At 74.6% G+C, this 21,242-nt stretch carries 17 protein-coding genes; all 17 read left to right on the top strand.

Annotated features, from left to right (window positions below; translation table 11 throughout):
- The first annotated feature begins 398 nt into the window (after nucleotides 1-398).
- Nucleotides 399-1,940: a phage tail sheath family protein gene (locus ACZ6EJ_RS10335; protein WP_469266017.1), complete on the top strand. Its 1,542-nt coding sequence runs from the start codon at nucleotides 399-401 to the stop codon at nucleotides 1,938-1,940.
- 44 nt (nucleotides 1,941-1,984) lie between these two features.
- On the top strand, nucleotides 1,985-2,425 hold the full coding sequence (locus ACZ6EJ_RS10330; RefSeq protein WP_469266015.1) for a phage tail protein: 441 nt from the start codon (nucleotides 1,985-1,987) through the stop codon (nucleotides 2,423-2,425).
- A complete protein-coding gene (locus tag ACZ6EJ_RS10325; RefSeq protein ID WP_469266013.1) occupies nucleotides 2,422-2,919 on the top strand; it encodes a hypothetical protein in 498 nt (165 codons plus the stop codon). Before ACZ6EJ_RS10330 ends, ACZ6EJ_RS10325 begins: the two co-directional genes overlap by 4 nt.
- Nucleotides 2,916-3,074 (top strand): DUF6760 family protein, encoded by a 159-nt coding sequence (locus tag ACZ6EJ_RS10320; protein WP_003966147.1) that lies wholly within the window; start codon nucleotides 2,916-2,918, stop codon nucleotides 3,072-3,074. Before ACZ6EJ_RS10325 ends, ACZ6EJ_RS10320 begins: the two co-directional genes overlap by 4 nt.
- A gap of 922 nt (nucleotides 3,075-3,996) precedes the next feature.
- A complete protein-coding gene (locus ACZ6EJ_RS10315; protein ID WP_469266011.1) occupies nucleotides 3,997-6,198 on the top strand; it encodes a hypothetical protein in 2,202 nt (733 codons plus the stop codon).
- A 66-nt stretch (nucleotides 6,199-6,264) separates the two neighbouring features.
- The gene (locus tag ACZ6EJ_RS10310) at nucleotides 6,265-6,690 is read left to right on the top strand and encodes a phage tail protein (protein ID WP_469266009.1); all 426 of its coding nucleotides are present in this window, start codon (nucleotides 6,265-6,267) and stop codon (nucleotides 6,688-6,690) included.
- A gap of 70 nt (nucleotides 6,691-6,760) precedes the next feature.
- Nucleotides 6,761-7,483 (top strand): CIS tube protein, encoded by a 723-nt coding sequence (locus ACZ6EJ_RS10305; protein ID WP_469266007.1) that lies wholly within the window; start codon nucleotides 6,761-6,763, stop codon nucleotides 7,481-7,483.
- The gene (locus ACZ6EJ_RS10300; protein WP_469266005.1) at nucleotides 7,480-9,255 is read left to right on the top strand and encodes a VgrG-related protein; all 1,776 of its coding nucleotides are present in this window, start codon (nucleotides 7,480-7,482) and stop codon (nucleotides 9,253-9,255) included. The genes ACZ6EJ_RS10305 and ACZ6EJ_RS10300 overlap by 4 nt, the downstream gene beginning before the upstream one ends.
- Nucleotides 9,256-9,325: 70 nt before the next feature.
- Nucleotides 9,326-9,643, top strand: coding sequence for a PAAR domain-containing protein (locus ACZ6EJ_RS10295; protein WP_469266003.1), 318 nt, complete (start codon nucleotides 9,326-9,328; stop codon nucleotides 9,641-9,643).
- Nucleotides 9,640-10,074 carry a GPW/gp25 family protein gene (locus ACZ6EJ_RS10290; RefSeq protein ID WP_469266001.1) on the top strand — a complete coding sequence of 145 codons (435 nt, stop codon included), beginning with the start codon at nucleotides 9,640-9,642 and terminating at the stop codon, nucleotides 10,072-10,074. The genes ACZ6EJ_RS10295 and ACZ6EJ_RS10290 overlap by 4 nt, the downstream gene beginning before the upstream one ends.
- Nucleotides 10,074-12,035 carry a putative baseplate assembly protein gene (locus tag ACZ6EJ_RS10285; RefSeq protein WP_469265999.1) on the top strand — a complete coding sequence of 654 codons (1,962 nt, stop codon included), beginning with the start codon at nucleotides 10,074-10,076 and terminating at the stop codon, nucleotides 12,033-12,035. The genes ACZ6EJ_RS10290 and ACZ6EJ_RS10285 overlap by 1 nt, the downstream gene beginning before the upstream one ends.
- Nucleotides 12,032-12,613, top strand: coding sequence for a phage tail protein (locus tag ACZ6EJ_RS10280; protein ID WP_469265997.1), 582 nt, complete (start codon nucleotides 12,032-12,034; stop codon nucleotides 12,611-12,613). Before ACZ6EJ_RS10285 ends, ACZ6EJ_RS10280 begins: the two co-directional genes overlap by 4 nt.
- Nucleotides 12,614-13,259: 646 nt before the next feature.
- Nucleotides 13,260-14,006 carry an NADase-type glycan-binding domain-containing protein gene (locus tag ACZ6EJ_RS10275; protein ID WP_469265995.1) on the top strand — a complete coding sequence of 249 codons (747 nt, stop codon included), beginning with the start codon at nucleotides 13,260-13,262 and terminating at the stop codon, nucleotides 14,004-14,006.
- 471 nt (nucleotides 14,007-14,477) lie between these two features.
- The gene (locus ACZ6EJ_RS10270) at nucleotides 14,478-15,485 is read left to right on the top strand and encodes a terpene synthase family protein (protein WP_469265993.1); all 1,008 of its coding nucleotides are present in this window, start codon (nucleotides 14,478-14,480) and stop codon (nucleotides 15,483-15,485) included.
- Between the two features lie 293 nt (nucleotides 15,486-15,778).
- Entirely contained in the window at nucleotides 15,779-18,085 is a 2,307-nt protein-coding gene (locus ACZ6EJ_RS10265; protein WP_469265991.1) for an N-acetylmuramoyl-L-alanine amidase, read from the top strand.
- Between the two features lie 231 nt (nucleotides 18,086-18,316).
- On the top strand, nucleotides 18,317-19,507 hold the full coding sequence (locus ACZ6EJ_RS10260) for a right-handed parallel beta-helix repeat-containing protein (RefSeq protein WP_469265990.1): 1,191 nt from the start codon (nucleotides 18,317-18,319) through the stop codon (nucleotides 19,505-19,507).
- Nucleotides 19,508-19,593: 86 nt separating this feature from the next.
- A complete protein-coding gene (locus ACZ6EJ_RS10255) occupies nucleotides 19,594-21,114 on the top strand; it encodes a glycoside hydrolase family 6 protein (protein WP_469265989.1) in 1,521 nt (506 codons plus the stop codon).
- The last annotated feature ends 128 nt before the right edge of the window (nucleotides 21,115-21,242 follow it).

Below are 21,242 nucleotides of genomic sequence, written 5' to 3'. Positions count from 1 at the left end.
GTGCATTCTGGCCGAATCGCACCAGCCCGCCGCGATTCCCGGCCGCTCTCGACGGAATCAGGCCGCCTCGGGTTCACCGGGAAAAAAGAGATACCGAACACACCGGGTCCGCGACGCCCTCGCCCACAATCCCGGCGAATCCCTCGACGGCGGTCCGACGGGGACCAGTCGGCGTAACCCGTTCTTCTTCCCTTCTTCGCCCGGACCGTGGTGAACGCGGGCCTTGTGCGGTGAATGCGGGGAAACGGCGGGGGCCCGCGGGGGCAGTGATCCACCGCGTCCGGGTGCCCGGAAAGGCAGCGGCGCTGCCCCGCGTCCAGGACCCTGGGGCCTACTCTCCGACCGCGCCGCCGGTCGAGACTGGGCGGTGATCGGATGTCCGTCCAGAAGGAGCGAGTATGCCGTCGTACCTCACCCCCGGTGTTTACGTGGAGGAGGTGCAGTCCGGAGCGCGGCCCATCGAGGGAGTCGGCACCGCGGTCGCAGCCTTCGTCGGCTTCGCCGAGAGCGGTCCGTTCCACCAGCCGACGCTGGTGACCAACTGGGACCAGTACGTCCAGACGTTCGGCACGTTCACCGCCGACACCTACCTGGCGCACTCCGTCTACGGCTACTTCGCCAACGGCGGCGGCGCGGCCTACGTCGTGCGGATCGGCGGCCCCGCGCAGGACGCGTCGGAGGGCTCCTCCCCGGCGGCCGTCGACCCGGCGCCGGTCGCGCTCGGCGGGTTCCTGGTCTCCGCGAAGCCCGGCGCGGGCGCCGACCTCTCCGTCGAGGTCGCCGACGCCGAGGGCGAGAACCCTCCGGAGGACCGGTTCCGCCTGCTGGTGCGGCAGGCCGGCAAGGTCGTGGAGACGTACGACGTCTCCACCCGCAAGAACGTCAAGGGCTACCTGGTCACCCAGACCCGCGACTCCCGGCTCATCCAGGTGGCCGAGCAGCCCGGCACGGCCCAGAGCCGCCCCGAGAAGCAGTCCGTCGCCCTCGCCCCCGCCGCGCCCGCCGCCGCTCCGGGTTCCGGCGTGGCACGGCTGAACCCCTCCGAGTACGTGGGCGACGCCTCCGCGCGCACCGGGTTCGCGGGCTTGGAGGCGATCGACGAGATCACCATGGTCGCCGTCCCGGACCTGATGAGCGCCTACCAGCGCGGGGACATCGACGCCGAGGGCGTCAAGACCGTGCAGCTCGCCGTCATCTCGCACTGCGAGCAGATGGGCGACCGGGTGGCGATCCTGGACACCCCGCCCGGCATGAACGCCCAGCGCGTACGTACCTGGCGCAACGACGACGCCGGTTACGACTCGCGCTACGCCACCCTCTACTACCCGTGGGTCAAGGTCTTCGACCCGGCGGCCGGCCGCAACGCCCTGGTCCCGCCGAGCGGTCACGTCGCCGGCGTGTGGGCGCGCAGCGACGGCGAGCGCGGCGTCCACAAGGCCCCCGCCAACGAGGTCATCCGCGGCGCGGTGGACCTGGAGATCCGCCTCAGCAAGGGCGAGCAGGATCTCCTCAACCCGATCGGCGTCAACTGCGTACGGGCCTTCCCCGGTCGCGGCATCCGCATCTGGGGCGCGCGCACCCTCTCGTCCGACCCGGCCTGGCGCTACCTCAACGTGCGCCGCCTCTTCAACTACCTGGAGGAGTCCATCCTCCTGGGCACCCAGTGGGTGGTGTTCGAGCCGAACGACGACCGCCTCTGGTCGAGCATCCGGCGCAACGTCACCGCCTTCCTCACCGAGGAGTGGCGCCGGGGCGCGCTGTTCGGCCGCACGGCCGAGGAGGCGTTCTACGTCCGCTGCGACCGGAGCAACAACCCCCAGGAGTCGATCGACCTCGGTCAGGTCGTCTGCGAGATCGGGGTCGCCCCGGTGAAGCCCGCGGAGTTCGTGGTCTTCCGCCTCTCGCAGTTCTCCGACAGCACCAGCCTCGTCAACGAGTGACCTTCCCGGTCCTCCCCCACCAGCGGAACAGGTGACACACAGTCATGGCAGAGGGCGACGCTCTTTCCACCCACATATTCGGCGTGCAGCTCGGCGGCTATCTCGTGGAGTCCATCCAGGAGATCAGCGGCATGACCGTCGAGGAAGAAGTCGTCGAGGTCCGCCAGGTGACCGCCGACGGCAAGCAGATCATCCGCAAGCAGCCGGGCGCGCGCCAGGCGGGCGAGGTGACGATCACCCGCGGACTCGACAAGAGCAGCGAGTTCACCACCTGGATCAAGGAGACGCTCAACAACGGCGCGGTCGACACGGCCCGCCAGAACCTCACGATCGAGATCAAGGACTCGACCGGCGAGACCGTCCGGCGCATCCAGCTCATGCAGGGCTGGGCCAGCAAGTGGGAGGGCCCCGCGCTGAAGGCGGGCGAGTCCAGCGCCGCGACCGAGACGGTGACCATCACCTTCGAGGAGATCGTGGTCGAATGAGGCGCAGGACCGTTACGTCGGGCGGGCTGGACGAAGTCCTCGACAGCCTCGCCGCCGCGCCCGCCGCACGCGAGGAGGGCGCGGCGCCCGCGCCGGCCCCGGCCCGCTCCCGCGAGCGGGAGACGTTGCAGACGGAGTTCGCCTTCGAGCTGCCGCGCGGCTACGTCGACGACGAGGGCCAGGTGCACCGCCACGGCTCGATGCGGCTCGCGACGGCACGGGACGAGCTGCGCCCGCAGATCGACCTGCGGGTGAAGGAGAACCCGGCGTACCTGTCCGTGGTGCTGCTGAGCCAGGTCATCACCCGGCTCGGCTCCATCACCGACGTGCACGCCGGGGTGGTCGAGCGGATGTACGCGACCGACGTGGCGTTCCTCCAGGACTTCTACCGCCGGATCAACAGCGAGGGCCACACGCACGCCGCGGTGACCTGCCCGCTGTGCCACGGCTCGTTCGAGGTGGACCTCTCGGGTGGGCGCCTGGGGGAATCGTGACGTACGCGCTTCCCCGGCTGCGGGAGGAGATCGCGTACGTCGCCTACCACTTCCATTGGCAGCGTGAGGACATCCTCGACCTCACCCACGGCGAGCGTCAGCAGTGGGTGCGGGAGATAGCGCGGATCAACACCCGCGTCAACGAAGGCGGGTGATCGTGTGGGCTTCGGGGACTTGTTCCGCCGGGCGGATCGGCGACGGCCCGACGCACCCCCGCGGGACGGCGAGGGGGGCGGGGCCGCCGGATCGGCCGCCGCTCCCTCCGCCGTGCCCGACGCCGGGTCCGGGGACGGGCCCGCTGCGGGCGGCGGCTGGGACGGCGGTTGGCGGCGGGTCGCCCCGCCCGCGATGACGGTCGCCCGGTCCTCGATCGGGGTCAGCGACGGGCTGCGCTTCCGCTCCCAGCTCGCCTCGTGGCAGAACCCCGCCCTCGGCGGGGAGCTGGGCCACGCCGTGCTGCCCTCGGCCCCGGTGGGCCTCATCCACGGGGTCGCCCGTCCGGGGAGCGCGCGCACCGCGGCCCCCGGTGGGCCGCTGCTGCTGCGCGCGGTCCGGCCGCAGGGCGACGCGGGGGCGGATCCGGCCCCGGAGCCGCCCGGCGCCGCGCGCCAGGGGGCCGGGCCGGTGGTCCAGCGGTCGAGCCGTTCGGCGGCCGGCCCGTCCTCGGGGACGACCCGCGCCTCGGGCCCGTCCGCGTCTTCGGGGACGGGCCGCGCCTCGGGCCCTTCCGCGCCGGCGGGGGCGGACGCTTCCGGTTCCGGTTCCTCTTCGTCTCGCTCCGGTGGGCCGTCAGCGCCTTCCCGTACGCGTACGGCGACCGCTTCCGGGTCCGCCGGGCCCGGCAACAGCCGGACGACGGGCGCGAACACGGGCGCGTCGGCCTCGCGTACCGGGCGGCCGACTTCCGCTTCGCCTTCGCCTTCAGCATCCGCTTCCGCTTCTCCTCCTGCTTCCGCTTCCGCTTCCGCTTCCGCTTCTGCTTCCGCTTCTGCTTCTGCTTCCGGCGAGCGGGTCCGGCCCGCCGCTGTCCGTCCACAGCGGACCGCCCCGCCCCTGACCGTCGCCCGGCGTCCGGCGATGACGCTGCGGCGGATACCGGCGCTCCCGCCCGCACCGCCCACCGCCGCCCCCGCCGCTTCCGCCACGGCCACCGGCGCTTCCGCCACGGCCACCGTGCAGCGGGCCTCGGGCGGTCGCGGCGCCCCGGACCCGGCAACTCCCCCGGCGACGCGCGGCGGCGACGGCGCCGCGCGGCCCTCCGCCGGCCCCACGCCCCCCGGCCCCGGCGCTGCCGCCGAGACGGTGCGCCCCGCCCTGGGCAAGCCCCTGCGCGAACTGCCCGCCGGAGCCGTGCCGTCCGGTCCCACTCCGCCTGCCCCGGCCCCGACCCGGCCCGCCGAGATGCCGGTGCTCCAGCGCCGCCCGTCCGACCCGGCGGCGCAGGCGGCCCATCAGCCGGCCCACCAGCCGCAGCCCCCGGAACGGCGGCAGGCCCCGCAGCCCCCGCAGGCCCCGTCCCGGACGGCGCGCCCCTCGGGGCCGCCCCCGCCACCTTCCGCCCCGGCGGCCGTGCCCCCGGCCTCGGCCCCGGTCCAGCGCACGAGCGCCGCCGCGCCCGCCGGCCCCTCCGCCTCGTCGGGGCCCGAGACTGCCGGAGCCCGCGCCCGTACCCACGGCGGGATCGGCGCGCCGCTGGCCTCGCTCCCGCCGACCGCCCGACCCACCCCGCACGCACCGCTGCTCGGGGACCGCCGTCCCGGCGGCGGACCGCAGAGCGCCGCCCCCGGCCCCGCCGCCCCCGCGCCCTCCGCGACCGCCGCCCCGGCGGGCGGGTCCGCGCCGATGCCGGTGCGGGCGGCGTCCGCCGGGCCCTCGGCGTCCCCGTCCGGCCCCGCGTCCGTACAGCGCGCGGCGGCCCCCGGTCGGGCCGGGGCGCGGCCCGGCACCGCTCCCCGTACGCCCCAGGCCCCCACCGCTCCCCTGCCGCCGGTGCCCGTCCGGCCGATCGCCCCGGACCGGCGGGCGGCGCACGCCTCCGGCGGGACGCCGACGCCCGCCGTCCAGCGGTCCCGGACGCTGCTCTCCGGTCGCACCCTGACCGTCAACACCGGATCCGCCGAAGGCTTCACCGCGCCCCGCACGGCGGCGGGCACGGCCAGGCCCGTGGTGGCGGCCACCTGGCGGCGCGACGCGCGGCAGCCGGGGCCGGGCTCCGCCGACCGGCCGACCGGGGCCCCGCGCCCCACCGACCACCGGACCGCCCAGCCGCCCGCATCGCCGGGGACGTCCGGGCGGGCCCCGTCGCCCGCGCCCCGGCCGCGCGCCGCCCAGCCCGCGCCCCCGCCCCACCGGGGCGGCGGCGGTCCCCGGCCCGCGAGCCAGGGCCCCGCGCCCGGCGACGCCGTCCAACGTGCCGTACACGCGACCCCCGCGCCCCGGACCACCAGCGGCGACGCCCCGGCGGCCGAGGTCCCGCGCGGCGGCGGCCCCGACGCCCGGACGCCCCGAGGCGAACGCGGCGGCGGCCGCCGGTCCGCCGCCGCACCCGCCGTACCCGCCGCACCGCGCACCTCGGCCGGCGGCGTCCTCCAGCGATTCGTCCAGCGTTCGGCGCGGCGGACCACGCCCGCGCCCACCGCGCCGGGCCCCACCCCGCCCGCCGGGCCGTCGGCGTCCGTGGCGCGGCCGTCGCCGGCCCCGTCGTCCGGTACCGCCCCCGCGTCCCGTCCCTCCGCCGCCCCGACCGCCCCGGCCGCGCCCCCAGCGCGGCCCGTTCCGGTCGTACGGCCGCATCCGCCGGCATCGGCGACGCCGTCGGCCACCGCCGTACCGGTGCAGCGGTCGGCGATGCCCGTCGCGCCCGGTCCCGCGGGGCCGCCGGTCTCCGGTCCGACGCCCGGCGGCGACGCGGCCTTCGGGACCCCGCCCGCCCTCTCCGTACGGGTGCCGCCCCGCGCCCCCACCGCTCCGCCGAGCGGCACGGCGGCGAACGGCTCCCCCACCAGCGGTTCCACCGCACAGGCCGTCCAACGGGCGGCGGCCGCCGGGATCAGCGGGGTGCCCGTCCGCGCCGTCCCGGCCGGGCCCGTCCAGCGGGCCGGCGGCGGCACGCCGGCCGCCGCCCCGGCCGCCCCGGACCCGCCCGCGGGCAACCGGCTCACCGGCGCGGACATGGAGGAGCTGGCCCGGCGGCTCATCGACCCGGTGAGCCGGCTCATCCGCGCCGACCTGCGCCGGGGGCGCGAGCGGGCCGGCCGGTTGCACGACGGCCGCCGCTGACGCCGGACCGCCCCCGCCCCGCACCGCACCGCCCGTACGACGGACAGCAGAGAAGACGAGAAGCGCATGACGGACAACATCTTCGCGACGAGCGTGTTCTTCACGCTCGCGATCGGCGGGAGCGACCTGGGCTCGTTCCACACCTGCTCGGGCCTCGGGGCCGAGGTGGAGATGGAGACCTACGCCGAGGGCGGCAACAACGGCTTCACCTGGCAGCTTCCGGGGCGGATCACCTGGTCCAACATCACGCTGACCCGTCCGGTCACCGCCGACTCGGCCAAGATCACCCGGTGGTTGAACGAGACCATGCGGCGGGTCGAGCCGAAGGACGGCGAGATCGTGGCGCTCCGCCCGGACCGCACCCGGATCATCAGTTGGCAGGTGCAGGGCATCGTGCCGGTGCGCTGGCAGGGGCCGTCCTTCGACCCGGCCGACTCCCAGGCCGCGATCGAGACGCTGGAGATCGCCCACCACGGGCTGGAGGCGTCCTGACCGCCCGCCTCGGCCCCGCAGAGGGCCGGGCAGACACCGGCAGCACGAGAGAGAAGGAAGGAGGAACGCCATGTCACCCGCTGTCCGCGCCAGCCGCGCCCGTGCCCAGTTGACCATCATGGAGCCGCCCTCGACCGTCGGCGCCAAGCCGGGCGGCACGCTCGCCCGGCTCACGTTGCAGTTCAACCCGGCGCAGTTGTCGCTCAGCAAGAGCACCGAGTGGCGGCGCACCCCGTCCCGGATGGCCGGCCAGTCCGCGCTCCCCGAGTTCGTCGGCAGCGGGCCCCGGTCCCTGTCGCTGGAGGTGTTCCTCGACGCCACGGCCACCCACGACAACTCCGTGGAGAAGGCGGTGGAGCAGTTGATGACGGCCTGTGTGCCGACCCCGAGCAGCCTGGCCCGCAAGACGCCCGCCAGCCCGTGGGTGCGGTTCGACTGGGGAACGTCGAAGACGACCTCGTTCGACGGGGTGCTCTCCAACCTCTCCGTCGCCTACAGCCTGTTCGACGTGGACGGGAAGCCGCTGCGCGCCACCTGCTCGCTCTCCATCGAGGAGGCGAGCGTCGACCCGGCCGGCCAGAACCCCACGTCGGGGTCGCTGGAGGCGCGGCGCACCCACCGGGTCGTGGCCGGGGACAGCCTGCCGCTGCTGGCCTGGCGGGAGTACGGCGACGCCACCGCCTGGCGTGCCATCGCGGAGGCCAACGGCATCGACGACCCGATGCGGTTGACGCCCGGCACGGAGCTGCTCGTGCCGGCACGGGACGAGCATGTCGCGGAGGTGGCCCCGTGACCGGCAAGGCGCCCGGCCGCTCCTTCGCCGCCGACCCGATCGTCGAGGCGCCGAACGAACTGCCGGCCGCCTGGGCCGCCCAGTTGGTGAGCTGCGTCGTCGACGAGAACGTCGGCCTGCCGGACGCCGCCGTGCTCACGTACCGGGACCCGGACCACAAGCTGCTGACGGCGACCGGCATCACCATCGGCATACCGCTGAAGATCTCCGTGGTCACCGTGCAGGAGCGGGCGCGCGAGCGGCTGTTCACCGGCGAGGTCACCGCGGTCGAGCTGGACAGCGACACCACCGGCTCGTTCACGGTGGTCCGGGCGTTCTCCAAGGCGCACCGCCTCCAGCGCGGCCGCAAGGTGGCGGCGTTCCGGAACATGAAGACCGCCGACATCGTCCGCAAGGTCGCCGCCGACGCCGGCCTGACCTGCGGACGGGTGGAGGCCGCGCCCATCACGTACAAGCAGCTCACCCAGCCGAACGTCTCGGACTGGGAGTTCCTCCAGCACCTGGCGGCCGAGAGCGGGGCGGTCGTGCGGGTGGACGACAAGGGCCTGCTCCAGTTCGTGAAACCGAAGCCCGCCTCCTCGGCCCCCTCGCCCACGACGCCGGCGGCCCGCGACCCGAGGGTGCTGGAGTACGGGAACAACCTGCTGGCCCTGCGCGCGGTGCTGACCGGCGCGGACGGGGCGGACAGCGTCGAGGTGCGCGGCTGGAACGTCGAGACGAAGACGCGGCTGGTGGCCCGGCACCAGGCCGTCCGCAGCACCACCGTCACGCCGGGAATGAGCCCGTCCCTGGCGGCGAAGGCGTTCGGCGCCAACGCGCGGACGACGATCGCCGACACGCCGTACCGGACGCAGGCGGAGACCACCGCCGTGGCCGGTGCGCTCGCCGCCTCCGTCAGCTCCGGCTTCGGGGAGATCGAGGCGGTCGCCCTGGGCAACCCGCGCCTGCGCGCGGGCGAGCCGGTGGCCCTGGGCAACGTGGGGCCCGCCTTCTCCGGCCGCTACACGGCGACCGCCGCGCACCACGTCCTCGAACCGAACGGCGGCTACCGCACCACGGTCCTCGTCAGCGCCTCGCCCGACCGCTCGCTGGCCGGGCTGTCCGGCGGTTCGAGCGCCCCCGCGCGGGGGTCGCGGATGCCGGGCCTGGCGATCGGGGTGGTCACCGACATCCGCGAGGAGGGCCGGGGGCAGCGGGGCTGGGTGCGGCTGAGGTTCCCGTGGCTCGACGACACGTACGTCACCGACTGGGTCCGTACGGTGCAGTGGGGCGGCCAGGGCGGCGGCGGGGTCTTCAGCCCCGAGGTCAACGACGAGGTGCTGGTCGGGTTCGAGCAGGGGCTGCTGGACAGCCCGTACGTGCTCGGGGGCCTCTACAACGGGGTCGACAAGCCCTCGCCGCACGACGTCCCCCTCGTCGACCCGACCAGCGGCAAGGTCAACCGCCGCTCCCTGGTCTCCCGCAAGGGCAACCGGCTGGAGCTGCTGGACGCCCCGCGCGGCCCCTCCGGCGTACGGCTCGCCACCGGAGACAAGCGGCTCGACGTCGTGCTGGACGAGAAGCGGGGCGAGATCACGCTGACCGTGAAGGCGCGCGGCGGCACCCGCGCGCTCAGCTCGGTGACGGTGTCCGCCTCGGGCATCACCCTCGACGCCGGGACCGGCGACGTGGACATCCGGGGCCGCTCGGTGACCGTCAACGGCAAGACGGGGGTCACCGTCGACGGCGGGCTGCTCGCCGTGCTCAAGGCCAGGCTCATCCGGATCAACTGACCCGCCCCCGCCCTCCCTTCCATCCCCTCCATCCCCCGCTCACCCGCCCACCGCAAGGAGAACCCCGCTCATGCCCCCCGCAGCCCGCACGGGCGACAGCACCGCCCACGGCGGCGTCATCGGCACCCCGCCACCGGGTGCGGTGGCCGTCGCCACCGTGCTGATCGGCGGCCGGCCCGCGGCCGTCGCCGGGAGCCTCCACGTGTGCGTCGTCCCCCCGCACGCCGCGCTCGGACCGGGGAACGTGATCCTGCCCAACCCGGCCGCCGCGGTCACCGGGCAGGTGCTCATCGGCGGGCTGCCCGCCGCCCGGATGCGGGACACCACCACCTGCGGCGCGCCCATCCTGACCGGCGCGCCCAACGTCCTGATCGGGGGCCCGCTGTGAGCGGCGACGGATTCATCGGACGCGGCTGGGGCTTCCCGCTGCGGACCGGCCCGACCGGCGGCATCGCCCTGGTCGAACGGGACCGGGAGATCGAGGAGGCGATCGGCCTCGTCCTCGGGACCGCGCCGGGCGAGCGGCCGATGCGCCCGGAGTTCGGCTGCGGCATCCACGACTACGTCTTCGCGCCGGGCGACGGGGCGACGGCCGGGCGGATCGCGCACGAGGTCCGCACCGCCCTGGAGCGGTGGGAGCCGCGGATCGAGGTGACGGACGTGGCGATCGCGTTCGACGCGATCGAGGAGGGCACGCTCTACATCGACGTGCACTACACCGTGCGGGCCACGAACGACCTGCGCAACCTCGTCTTCCCCTTCTACACGATCCCCTCCGAGGGGTCGGCCGAGGCGGCTCGGGAATCGGGAGTGCTCTGATGGCCCTGCCTTCGCCCAACCTGGACGACCGGCGTTTCCAGCAGCTCGTCGACGAGGCCAAGCGGTACGTCCAGCAGCGCTCCCCGGAGTGGACCGACCACAACGTGTCGGACCCCGGCGTCACGCTCATCGAGACGTTCGCGTACATGGTCGACCAGTTGCTGTACCGGTTGAACCGGGTGCCCGACAAGAACTACGCGGCCTTCCTCGACCTGCTGGGCCTCACCCTGTTCCCGCCGACCGCGGCGCGGGCCGAGGTCGACTTCTGGCTCTCCGCGCCGCAGCCGGAGACCGTGCTCCTGCTCGCGGGCACCGAGGTCGCCACGGCGCGCGGGGAGGCGGAGGAGCCGGTGGTGTTCGCCACCTCCGAGGAGCTGCCGATCGTGCCGAGTTCGCTGGTCCGGCTGGTGACCGCGCCGGTCTCGGGCGAGCAGACCGACCGGACCGCGCCGCTCGGCGCGGGCAAGGACATCCCGTGCTTCCAGGCCCGCCCGGAGCCGGGCGACGCCCTGCTGTTCGGGCTGCCCACGGCGGTGCCCCGGTGCATCGTCGCCGTGCGCCTGGACAGCCGGGTGGAGGGCGTGGGCGTGGACCCGCGCCAGCCGCCGCTGGTGTGGGAGGCGTGGGACGGGGCGCGCTGGGCGGCGTGCGCGACGGGCACCGACAGCACCGGCGGGCTGAACCGGCCGGGCGAGGTCGTCGTGTTCGTCCCGGCCGGGCACACCGCGTCGGTGGTGGCGGGGACCCGTGCGGGGTGGCTGCGGTGCCGGGTCACCGCCCCCGAGCCGGGCCAGCCGTTCTACTCCGAGTCGCCGACGATCCGCGAGGCCGAGGTCTTCACCGTCGGCGGCACGGCCCCCGTGGAACACGCCGAGGCCGTCCTCGACGTCCCCCTCGGGGTGTCCGAGGGCGTCGCCGGGCAGCGGTTCCCGGTGAGCCGGGTCCCGCTGCTGCTGGACGGCGAACCGCCCGTCGTCGAGGTGTCGACCGACGACGGCTGGCAGGTCTGGACGCCCGTCGAGCACTTCGGCGCGTCCCGGCCGGGCGACCGGCACGTGCGGATCGACGCCGTCTCCGGCGAGTTCGTGTTCCCGCCGGAGGTGCGGGAGCCGGACGGGACGATGCGCGTGTACGGCGCGGTGCCCGAGAAGGGGGCGCAGCTCCGCGTCCCGCGCTACCGGACCGGCGGCGGGGCTGCTGGGAACGTCGCCCGCGGGGCCATCAGCGTGCTGCGCAGCTCGGTGCCGTACGTGGCGGGCGTCCACAACCGCGAGGCCGCCGCCGGCGGGGTGGACGGCGAGAGCGTGGAGAGCGCGAAGGTGCGCGCGCCCACCATCCTGCGCGTCCAGGAGCGGGCGGTGACGGCCGAGGACTACGAGGTCATCGCGCGGGAGGCCGCGCCCTCCCTGCGCCGGGTGCGGTGCCTGCCCGCCGTGGCGGGCGAGGGCGGTGCGGTGCGGATGCTGGTGGTGCCGGACGCGGTCGCCGACGTGGACGGCCGGCTCCGGTTCGAGCAGTTGATCCCCTCGGACGCCGTGCTCGCGGCGGTCACCGCCCGGCTCGACGAACGGCGGCTGGTCGGGACCCGGTTGGTCGTGGAACCGCCCGCCTACCAGGGCGTCACGGTCGTCGCCCGGCTGGTGGCGGCCGCCGCCGACGTGGACCGGGTGCGCGCCGAGGCGCTGGAGGCGCTGTTCCGCCACATCGACCCGTTGCGGGGCGGGGCGGACGGCGCGGGGTGGCCGTTCGGCAGGCCGGTGCAGTACGGAGAGATCTTCGCGGTGCTCCAACAGGTGGAGGGCGCCGGGCTGGTGGAGGAGGTCCGGCTGTTCCCCGCGGACCCGATCACCGGGCGGCGCGGTGCGGCGGTGGACCGGATCGACGTGGCGCCGGGGGCGCTGGTCTTCTCCCACCAGCACCAGGTGGTCGTCACCGCGGGCGGGGCCGGTGAGGGCGCGTGAGGGCCTCGGTGCCGGGGCTGCCCAGCCGCTACCCGATCGGCGGGCTGCTGCCCGCGCTGTACGCGGACGACGACCTCGCCCAGCGCTTCACGGCGGGCCTGGACACGGTGCTCGCCCCGGTCCTGTCCACGCTGGACAACCTGCCCGCCTACCTGGACCCGGCGCTGGCCCCGGCCGACTTCCTGCCCTGGCTGGCGTCCTGGGTGGGCGTCGAGGCCGATCCGGCGTGGCCGGTGGAGCTGCGCCGGGCCGTCGTCGCCCGCGCCGTCGAGCTGCACCGGTGGCGCGGCACCCGGCGCGGTCTCGTCGAGCACCTGCGGCTCTGCTGCCAGGTCCACGCGGACGTCCGGGACGGCGGCGGCGCGACCTGGTCGGCGGCGCCGGGCGCGGCCCTGCCGCCGCCGCCCACCGGTGAACTGTTCGTACGGGTCTGGCCGGTGCGCGAGGGCGCGGCGGTGGACGCGCGCCGCGTCCACGACGTCGTCGCGGCCTCGTGCCCCGTCCACCTCACCAGCCGGGTGGAGGTCCTGCCCGGCCCGCCCGAGGGCTCCCCCCAGCTCGACGAGACAGGAGGCTGACGCGATGCGCTCGTGTCCGGCGTGCGGTACGGCCAACCGCGAGGACGACGACTTCTGCGGGAACTGCGGCGGCTACCTGGGCTGGTCCTCCGAACCGTCCCGGCCGACTGCCGCGCCCGCTCCGGCTCCCGCGCCGGAACCGGTCGCGGAACCGGCGGTTCCGGAACCGGCCGCTGCGGAACCGGCGGCTCCGGAACCGGCCGCGGACCCGACTCCCGCGCCCCTGCCTCCGACTCCGGCTCCGACTCCGACTCCGGAACCGCCCGCACCGCCCGCACCGCCCGCACCGGTACGGGAGTCGGCACCGGAACCGGCCCCGGCCGGGAGGCCGGAACGCGCCGAACCGGCGGCTCCGTCCTCGCCGCCGCCCCCGCCGCGCCCTGCCGCGCCCCCCGCGACGCCCCCGCCCACGCCGCACCACTCGCCCCCCGCGACGCCTCCGCCCACGCCCCGCAACGCGCCGGACGCGGCCCCGCGTGCGAGCGGCACGCCCGCGCGGCGCCGCCGGGAGCCGACCGCGCAGCCCGCGCCCGTACGCCCCGGAGTCCCGTCGTCCGCGCCCGGACCGGCGCCGGACGCGGCCCGACCCGGCGCGGGCGGGCCGGAGCCGGACGAGCCCGTGGGGGCGGTGCAGCCGGCGAAGCCCGTGGCCAGGCGGCCCGTCGTACGGCCCGTGGCGGCGGAGGAGGCGGCGGACGGCCCGCCCTGCCCGTCCTGCGGCGTCCCCAACCTGCCGGAGCGGCGGTTCTGCCGGCGCTGCGCCGCCCCGCTGCGGAGCCGGGAGGCAGTGGCCGCCCTGCCGTGGTGGCGCACGGTGTGGCCGTTCCGGCGCCGGGTGCGACTGCGGTCGGGCCGGGCGCTGCGGCGGATCCTGCTGGTCCTGACGGTGGTCGGGCTGCTCTTCGGGGGCTACCTGCTCCTGCCGCTGGCGCGCTACGTCTACGAGGACGTCCGGGACAAGAGGGGCGGCACGGCGGAGGTCGGCTGCTCGAAGGCGTCCGCGAGCGGGGCGGTCCCCGGCCACCCGGCGGACGCGGCCGTCGACGGGGTGACCAACCAGTACTGGGGCGCGCCCGCGCTCGGCTCGTCGCTGACGTGCTCGTTCACCACGCCGTTCCGGCTGGTGGGCGTGGTGGTGTACTCCGGGGTCTCCACGAAGCCGAAGGAGTTCCGGCAGGGCGCGCGGCCCGTCCGGGCGGAGCTGATCATCCGTACGGCGGGGGGCGGGGTCCACGAGAAGAAGGTGACGCTCAACGACAAGCCCGGACGCCAGGACGTCCGGATGGGCATCAGCGACGTGGTCTCGGTCCAACTGGTCCTGCGGGAGGCCGCCGGGCAGGGAGCGGGGCGGCCGATCGCGGTCGGGGAGGTGGAGTTCTTCCGCCGGACCTGACCGCGCCCGCGCGCACCGGCCGGACCCGGCTCGAACGAGGCCCGGTCCGGCCGGTGCGACCGGTTCCGGCCACGCGGCCGACGCGTCCGATCGACCGGTTCGGCCGGATCCGGCCACTGCCGTCCCAGAGGCCGTGAACCTTCCCGCACGTCCCTCATCTGCGCGGGAGGGTGCGGGGAGTTGGCGGCGATCAGACATTTTCGGTCACGTGTGTCTTCCCTCCGCCCCTGGACCGGAGGTTGACTGTGCCTCGCGCCCGGCGGTGCGAGGGCTGACACCGGCCCGGCTTCCGCACCCGTGCACCGGCGAGGGAGAGGGGACAGCACCGGCCGTCCCACCTCGTACCGTCACCAATTGGTCCCGATTCCGCACGCCCGGTCAACACTTCCTGTCGCTCGCGTCCCCCTGCGCGATCATCAGGGACGCGTTGTGCGCACCGCCCATTCCCATCTTTTCGACGAGGGGCCAGCAATGAGCCAGATCGAGTTACCGGTGTTTCACATGCCGTTCAGGAGCGCGGGCTGCCATGCGGGGCTGGCCGCCACCCGAGAGGCCGCCTGGGAATGGGCCGAGGCGGAAGGGCTCGACCTGTCCGTGCCCGCGCGGCGGAAGATGATCCGCACCCGGCCGGAACTGTGGATCTCCCTCATCTTCCCGCAGGCTTCGCAGGACCACCTCGACCTCTTCTGCCAATGGCTCTTCTGGGCCTTCCTGGTGGACGACGAGTTCGACGACGGCCCGGCCGGGCGTGATCCCCTGGTGTGCGAGGCCGCGATCGCCCGCCTGGTGGACGTCTTCGACGGGGCCGCGCCGCAGGGCCCGATGGAGCAGGCGCTCGCCGGGCTGCGGGACCGCACCTGCCGCGACCGCTCGCCGCAGTGGAACAGGCAGTTCCGCCGGGACACCGCCGCCTGGCTGTGGACGTACTACGCCGAGGCGGTCGAGCGGGCCGCCGAACAGGTCCCCAGCCGGGCCGATTTCGTCCGGCACCGGCGCGATTCGGTGGCCATGCAGCCCTTCCTGGACCTGCACGAGATCACCGCCGGAATCGATCTCCCGGAATCCGCCCGCAGCCTGCCCGCGTACATCGCCCTGCGCAACGCGGTCACCGACCACTCCGGCCTCTGCAACGACATCTGCTCGTTCGAGAAGGAGGCGGCCCTCGGCTACGAGCACAATGCCGTACGGCTCATCCAGCGCGAACGCGGCTGCACGCTCCAGGAGGCCGTCGACGAGGCCGGCAGGCAACTGGCCCGGATCGCCGAGCGGGTGCGGCGGGCCGAGCGGGAGCTGACCGAGGAGATCGACGCGGCGGGGATCACCGGTCCCACCCGGACCGCCCTGGAGCGCTGCGTGCGGGACTACCGAGGGCTCGTGCGGGGCGACTTCGACTACCACGCGCGCGCCGAGCGCTACACCCGCCCCGATCTGGTCGAACGCGAGGACCGGGACTCGCTTTCCCAGCACTTCGCCGCCTGAGACGCCCGACGGCGCACGGCTGCGCACGGCGTGGCGGTCGGCGGGGCCGGGGCGCGACCGTTCCCGGCCCTGTCGGCGGATGACCGGTTCCTTCCCTCATCGATCGGCGGGCGACACGTTTCGGTCCGTCCGGTCGCACGATCGGATCGGCCCCATGAAAGACTGCACCCCGCAAGCATGTCCCAGGGTCGCCCCCACCGGCCGGGCCGACGGCGACGTCGCGCCCTCCGGTCAGTGCCTGACCGGTCGAAATGTCATGCACCCACCAACTTCCTTTCCGGGGATAACCACACGTGAGATCACAGCGAAGAGTCTGGGCCACCGCTGCCGTCGCGACGGCAGCCGTGGCGGGCGTCCTGGTCTTCCAGGGCGTGAACGACACCCCCGCCGCCGACGCCGCCGCGGGCACGGACGCCAAGTCCGCCCCCGTCGAGGCCGATGTGCGCAAGACCGCGCTCACGACCTCGTCCGACGGCAGCTCCGCCTCGCTCGCGCGGCGCGGCACCGAGCCGTTCAGCCTGCTCGGCGTCACCTGGACCGACCCCGCCGCCAAGGTGGAGGGCCGCGTCGAGGCGCGCACCCGCTCCGCCGCGACCGGCGAGTGGACCGGGTGGCTGCCGCTGGACACCGAGATCGACGGGCGCACCGAGACCGGCCGCGCCGGCGTCCGGGGCACCACCGAACCCCGCTGGGTCGGCCCCTCCAACGGCGTCGAGGTCCGCGTCCAAGCCGCGGACGGCGTGAAGAACGGGTTGCCCGAGGGGCTGCGGCTGGACACCGTCGACCCCGGCGGCGAGAGCACTCCGCTCGCCGCCGAGCCGGCCGCGTTCGCCGTCGACGAGGAGCCGTCCCAGGAGCCGACGCCCGCCGACCCGACTTCGCCGGGCGCGGAGCCGACCGACGAGCCGAGCACCGTCCCCACGGACGGGCCCAGCACGGTCCCGACGGACGAGCCCACGCCCGCGCCGACGACCGAGAGCCCGACGCCGACGCCGAGCCCGACCACCGCGTCCCCCACGCCCAGCGCCTCGCCGACGCCGACCGCCACGCCGTCCCCGACGCTGACGCCGGGCCCGCCGTCCACCGTCCCGCAGCCCCCGATCGTCTCGCGGGCGGGCTGGAAGGCGGACGAGTCGCTCAACGACGAGGCGCCGACCTACATGGACCGGCTCAAGGCCGTGTTCGTCCACCACACCGCGCAGACGAACTCCTACTCCTGCGCCGACTCGGCGGCCATCGTGCGCGGGCTGCACACGTACCACGTGAAGTCGAACGGCTGGAAGGACCTCGGCTACAACTTCATCGTCGACAAGTGCGGCACGGTCTTCGAGGGCCGCAAGGGCGGCGTGGACCGCCCCGTGATGGGCGCGCACACCTACGGCTTCAACCGGGACACCACCGGGATCGCCGTCATCGGCATGTACACGGACACCAACGCGCCGACCGCCGCCACCACGGCGGTCGCCCGGGTCGCCGCGTGGAAGCTCGGCCAGTACAAGGGCGACCCGGCCGGCTCGGTCCAACTGACCGCCGGGGCGGCGGGCAAGAGCCTGTCCGGGACGACGTTCGTCGCGGGCAACTCCTACTCCTTCCGGCAGATCTCCGGGCACCGGGACGGGTTCCTCACCGAGTGCCCGGGCGCCGGCCTCTACGGCCAACTGCCCGCCATCCGCACCCTGGCCGCGGGCCCCGTCGCCGGTCTCGCCGTCACCTCGGTGACCGGCGCGAGCGCCTCGGGCAGCACGTACCACACCAAGGCGAACATCACCGTCGGCTGGAAGGCGAGCACGCCCACCGCCTTCGTCAAGCAGTACGAACTGCTCGTCGACGGCAAGCCGGTGGCCACCGTCAAGGGCAACGTCCTCTCGGCCGCCGCCACGCTCGCGGTGGGCCGTCACACGGTGCAGGTCCGGGCCACCCACCAGTCGGGGAAGACCTCCCTCTCCCCGGCCGCGACCGTGGTCGCCGACCGTACGGCGCCGGTCTTCACCGCCAAGCCGGCCCTCGCGCTGCGCACCGGCACGGTCAACACGAGCGCCGTCCCGCTCACGTTGAAGTGGAAGGCCGCCGACGCCGGCGCGCTCAAGGACGTCCGGCTCACCGCGCCCGTGGCCAAGACGTACAGCCCGACGACCACCAGCGCCTCGCACACGGCCAAGTCGGCCGTGGCGACCACCTGGAAGATGACGGCGTACGACCACGCGGGCAACACCGCCGCCGCCTCGGTCTCCGGTACACCGGTGATCCTCCAGGAGTCCGCCGCGCAGAAGAGCGGCTCGTGGACGACGAAGTCCTCCACCAGCTACCTGGGCGGCAAGTCGTTCAGCAGCGGCTCCACGGGAGCCAGTCTGACCTGGACGTTCACCGGCAGGTCGGCCGCGTGGGTGGTCTCGCGGGCCGCCACCTCCGGTCAGGCGCACGTCTACGTCGACGGCCGGAAGGTGACCACGGTGGACCTGAAGTCCTCCACCACCAAGTACCGGGACGCGATCTGGGCGACGTCCTGGTCCTCCAGCGCCAAGCACACGGTCAAGATCGTGGTGGTCGGCACGAAGGGCCGCCCGACCCTGACCACCGACGGCCTGGTCTACCTGAAGTAGGCAGGCGCACCGCGCACGATGCCGCACCCACCGCGTGCGGCGCCGGGGCGGGGACGGACGACGCGAGCGAGGGTCCACGGACCTGAGCCGTCGCCCGGCCCCGCCCCTCGCGCTGTCCGGGGGCGGGGACGGGGCCGGCGGCCGCCGGGGATGGACACGTGCACGTTCCTCCGATTGGATGATCACCGCTCACACACGGGCACATGTTCGAATCACAGGGGGATGGCGGGTATGGACCGCACACGAAGACTTCTTCTCGGCGGGGTGACCGCCTCCGCGGCCGTGGCGGCCGTGGCACCGCGCGCCGCCGCCGCGGAGGCCGGGGCGGCGGCCGCGCCGGGCTGGCACGACGTCAGGGCGTACGGGGCCAAGGGGGACGGCCGGACCGATGACACGGCCGCGATCCAGGCGGCGCTGGACGCCTGCGAACCGGGCAACAGCGTCCACCTCCCGGTCGGCCAGTACCGTACGAGCGCGCCCGTGCGGATCGGGCCCTACGTGACCCTGCGGGGTTCGCACGGCTCCGGCGAGAACGAGCACGACGTGGCGGACCCGCCGTTCGGCCTGAAGCCGCTGCCGGACTTCGCCGGCGAGGCCGTGGTCCTCGTCCTCGACCAACTGCGGGGCGGCCACGCGCGCCGGGCCGTCGAACCGCGCGTCTTCGACCTCACCATCGACGGCAGCGACCTCCCGCGCGACGGGGCGGAGATCGACGGCATCCGCGCCGTCGGCCAGATCCAGCACCTCCAACTGCGGGACGTGCAGATCCGCAAGGTCACCGGCATCGGGATCAACACCGTCTTCAACACCGACGTCCCCAAGGGCCCGCAAGCGCCCTTCTGCCTGCACTTCGACCGGGTCTCCGTGCAGTGGACCGGCAGTTACGGCATCGCGCTGAACAACTGCACCGACTCCGTCTTCCACGACGTGTACGCGCTCGGCTGCAACGGGACCGGCTGGTGGATCGCCGGCACCGGCAACTCCACGTTCACCAGTTGCCGGGCGGAGTGGTCGGGCGGCGACGGCTTCATGATGCACGGCTGGGAGGGCGTCATCCAGTTCGTCGGATGCTCCACCGACCGCAGCATGTTCAACGGCATCAAGGTCGAGGCCAAGAGCGCCCGCGCCATCCTCCAGCTCACCGGCTGCCGACTGGACCGGGACGGGCGCAACCACGACCTGGGCGGCGGCGGGTACGCCGGGCTGAAGGTCGAGGGCTCGGCCGCCAAGGTGCTCGCCGACGGCCTGATCGTCACCCCCGGCAGCAACGACGACGGCCGCAGCAAGGCGTCCCCCGCACGCGGCGTCTCCGTGACGGGCTCCGCCTACACCGTCGTCAACTCCGGCTACATCGACGGAGTCGAGATCGACTGGCACGACGGCGGCGGCAACACCGTGCTCCGCAAGGGCGCCCTCCTCTGAGGGCGCTGCCGCCGTCCGCCCCGGTCGCGGGCCCCCAGTGCCCGCGACCGGTTCCCCACCACCCCGAGCAAAGGACACCGACACCGGTGCGCACGAGATCCCTGCTGTACGCCCTCACCGCGATACCCCTGCTGGCCGCCTCCGTTGCGCTGCCGGCCTCCACCGCCCACGCCGCTCCCGAGCCGCTGCTCTACGGCGAACTCGCCCCCGAGGGCGACTTCACCACCGCCCCGCCGAACACCACCTGGTGGTCCTCCACGGGCAGCGGCACCGACTACTCGGGCGGCACCATGAAGACCTCCGTGGGCGCCGGCAAGGGCCAGCCCTACGACGCGATGCTGGGACGCAACGGCGTCCGGCTGCGCAAGGGCGCGCTGTACACCCTCTCCTTCGACGCCCGCTCCTCGGGCCCGACGAGGATCCGGACCTCCGTCCAGGAGTCCAGCGGCGGCTACTTCTCCGCCCTGAACGAGGGGCTCGACCTGGACACCGTGAGCAAGCGGTTCCAGTGGACCTTCCGCTCCACGATCGACACGACGGCCGGCGAGGGCGGCCAGATCACCCTCCAGCTCGGCGCGCAGGCGGAGCCCCGCGACTTCACCTTCGACAACGTCTCGCTGACGACGTCGACGCCGCGCGAGGGCTTCTTCGTCGACCCGAAGTCCAACGCCCAGAGGTGGGTGGGCACCGCCCCCGAGACCGCGGACCGCCAGAAGATCAGCACCGGGGTGGCCAACCGGATGACCGTCAAGTGGTTCGGCGGCTGGAACGCCGATGTGCGCGCGGCCGTCGACGAGTACGTCACCTCGGCCGCCGGCGCCGGCCAGGTGCCCACGCTCGTCGCGTACAACATCCCCGGCCGCGACTGCGGCGGCGCCTCCGGCGGCGGCGCGGAGAGCGCGCGGCTCTACAAGGAGTGGATGGACGGCTTCATCGCCGGCATCGGCAAGCGGCCGGCGATCGTCATCCTGGAGCCGGACGCGGTGGCCCAGGCCGACGTGGAGCAGAACTGCCTCACGCCCGAGCAGCGCGAGGCCCGCTTCGACATGCTCTGGTACGCCAACCAGCACCTCGACGCGCAGGGCCCGTACGTGAAGACGTACATCGACGCGGGCAACGCGACGTGGACGCTGGGCGCACGCCGTCTGGACGACCCGGCGGACAAGGGGATCGGCCTGAACGACATGACCGACCTCCTGGGCCGCTCGGGCATCTACCTGGCCGACGGCGTGGCGCTGAACGTGGCCAACTACCACTCCACCGACATCTCCAACGACTACGGCCGGCGGCTCGCCGCCCGCGTCAAGGAGCGGCTGGGCGTGAACACGACCTGGGTCGTGGACACCTCCCGCAACGGCAACGGCGCGTACCGGATCCCCGGCGACGAGACCAGCGGGCAGGTCGGGTTCTGCAACCCGCCGCTGCGCAAGCTGGGATCGCCCGCCCGCATCGGTGAGGGCGGCGCCGCCTTCTACCTGTGGATCAAGAACCCCGGCGACTCCGACGGCCAGTACGCCGACGACGCCCGCTGCCCGTCCACCGGCCCGCAGGTCGAGGCCGGCCACTTCTCGCCGGAGTTCGCGCTGCGGCTCATCGACGGCAGGTGAGGAAGGCCCGGTGGGGGGCCCCCCCCGGGGGGGACCCCCCAGCACCGGGGGGCCCAACGGGGGGCCTCCCCACGCGGGTCGGGAAAGGGGGAAAAGGGGGCCGGTTTAGGGAGGTTTTGTTTTGACCT

The sequence above is a fragment of the Streptomyces sp. NPDC041970 genome (assembly GCF_055588985.1).
The sequence above is the reverse complement of the archived record's forward strand: the minus strand, read 5'-3'. Positions and strand labels throughout refer to the sequence as shown.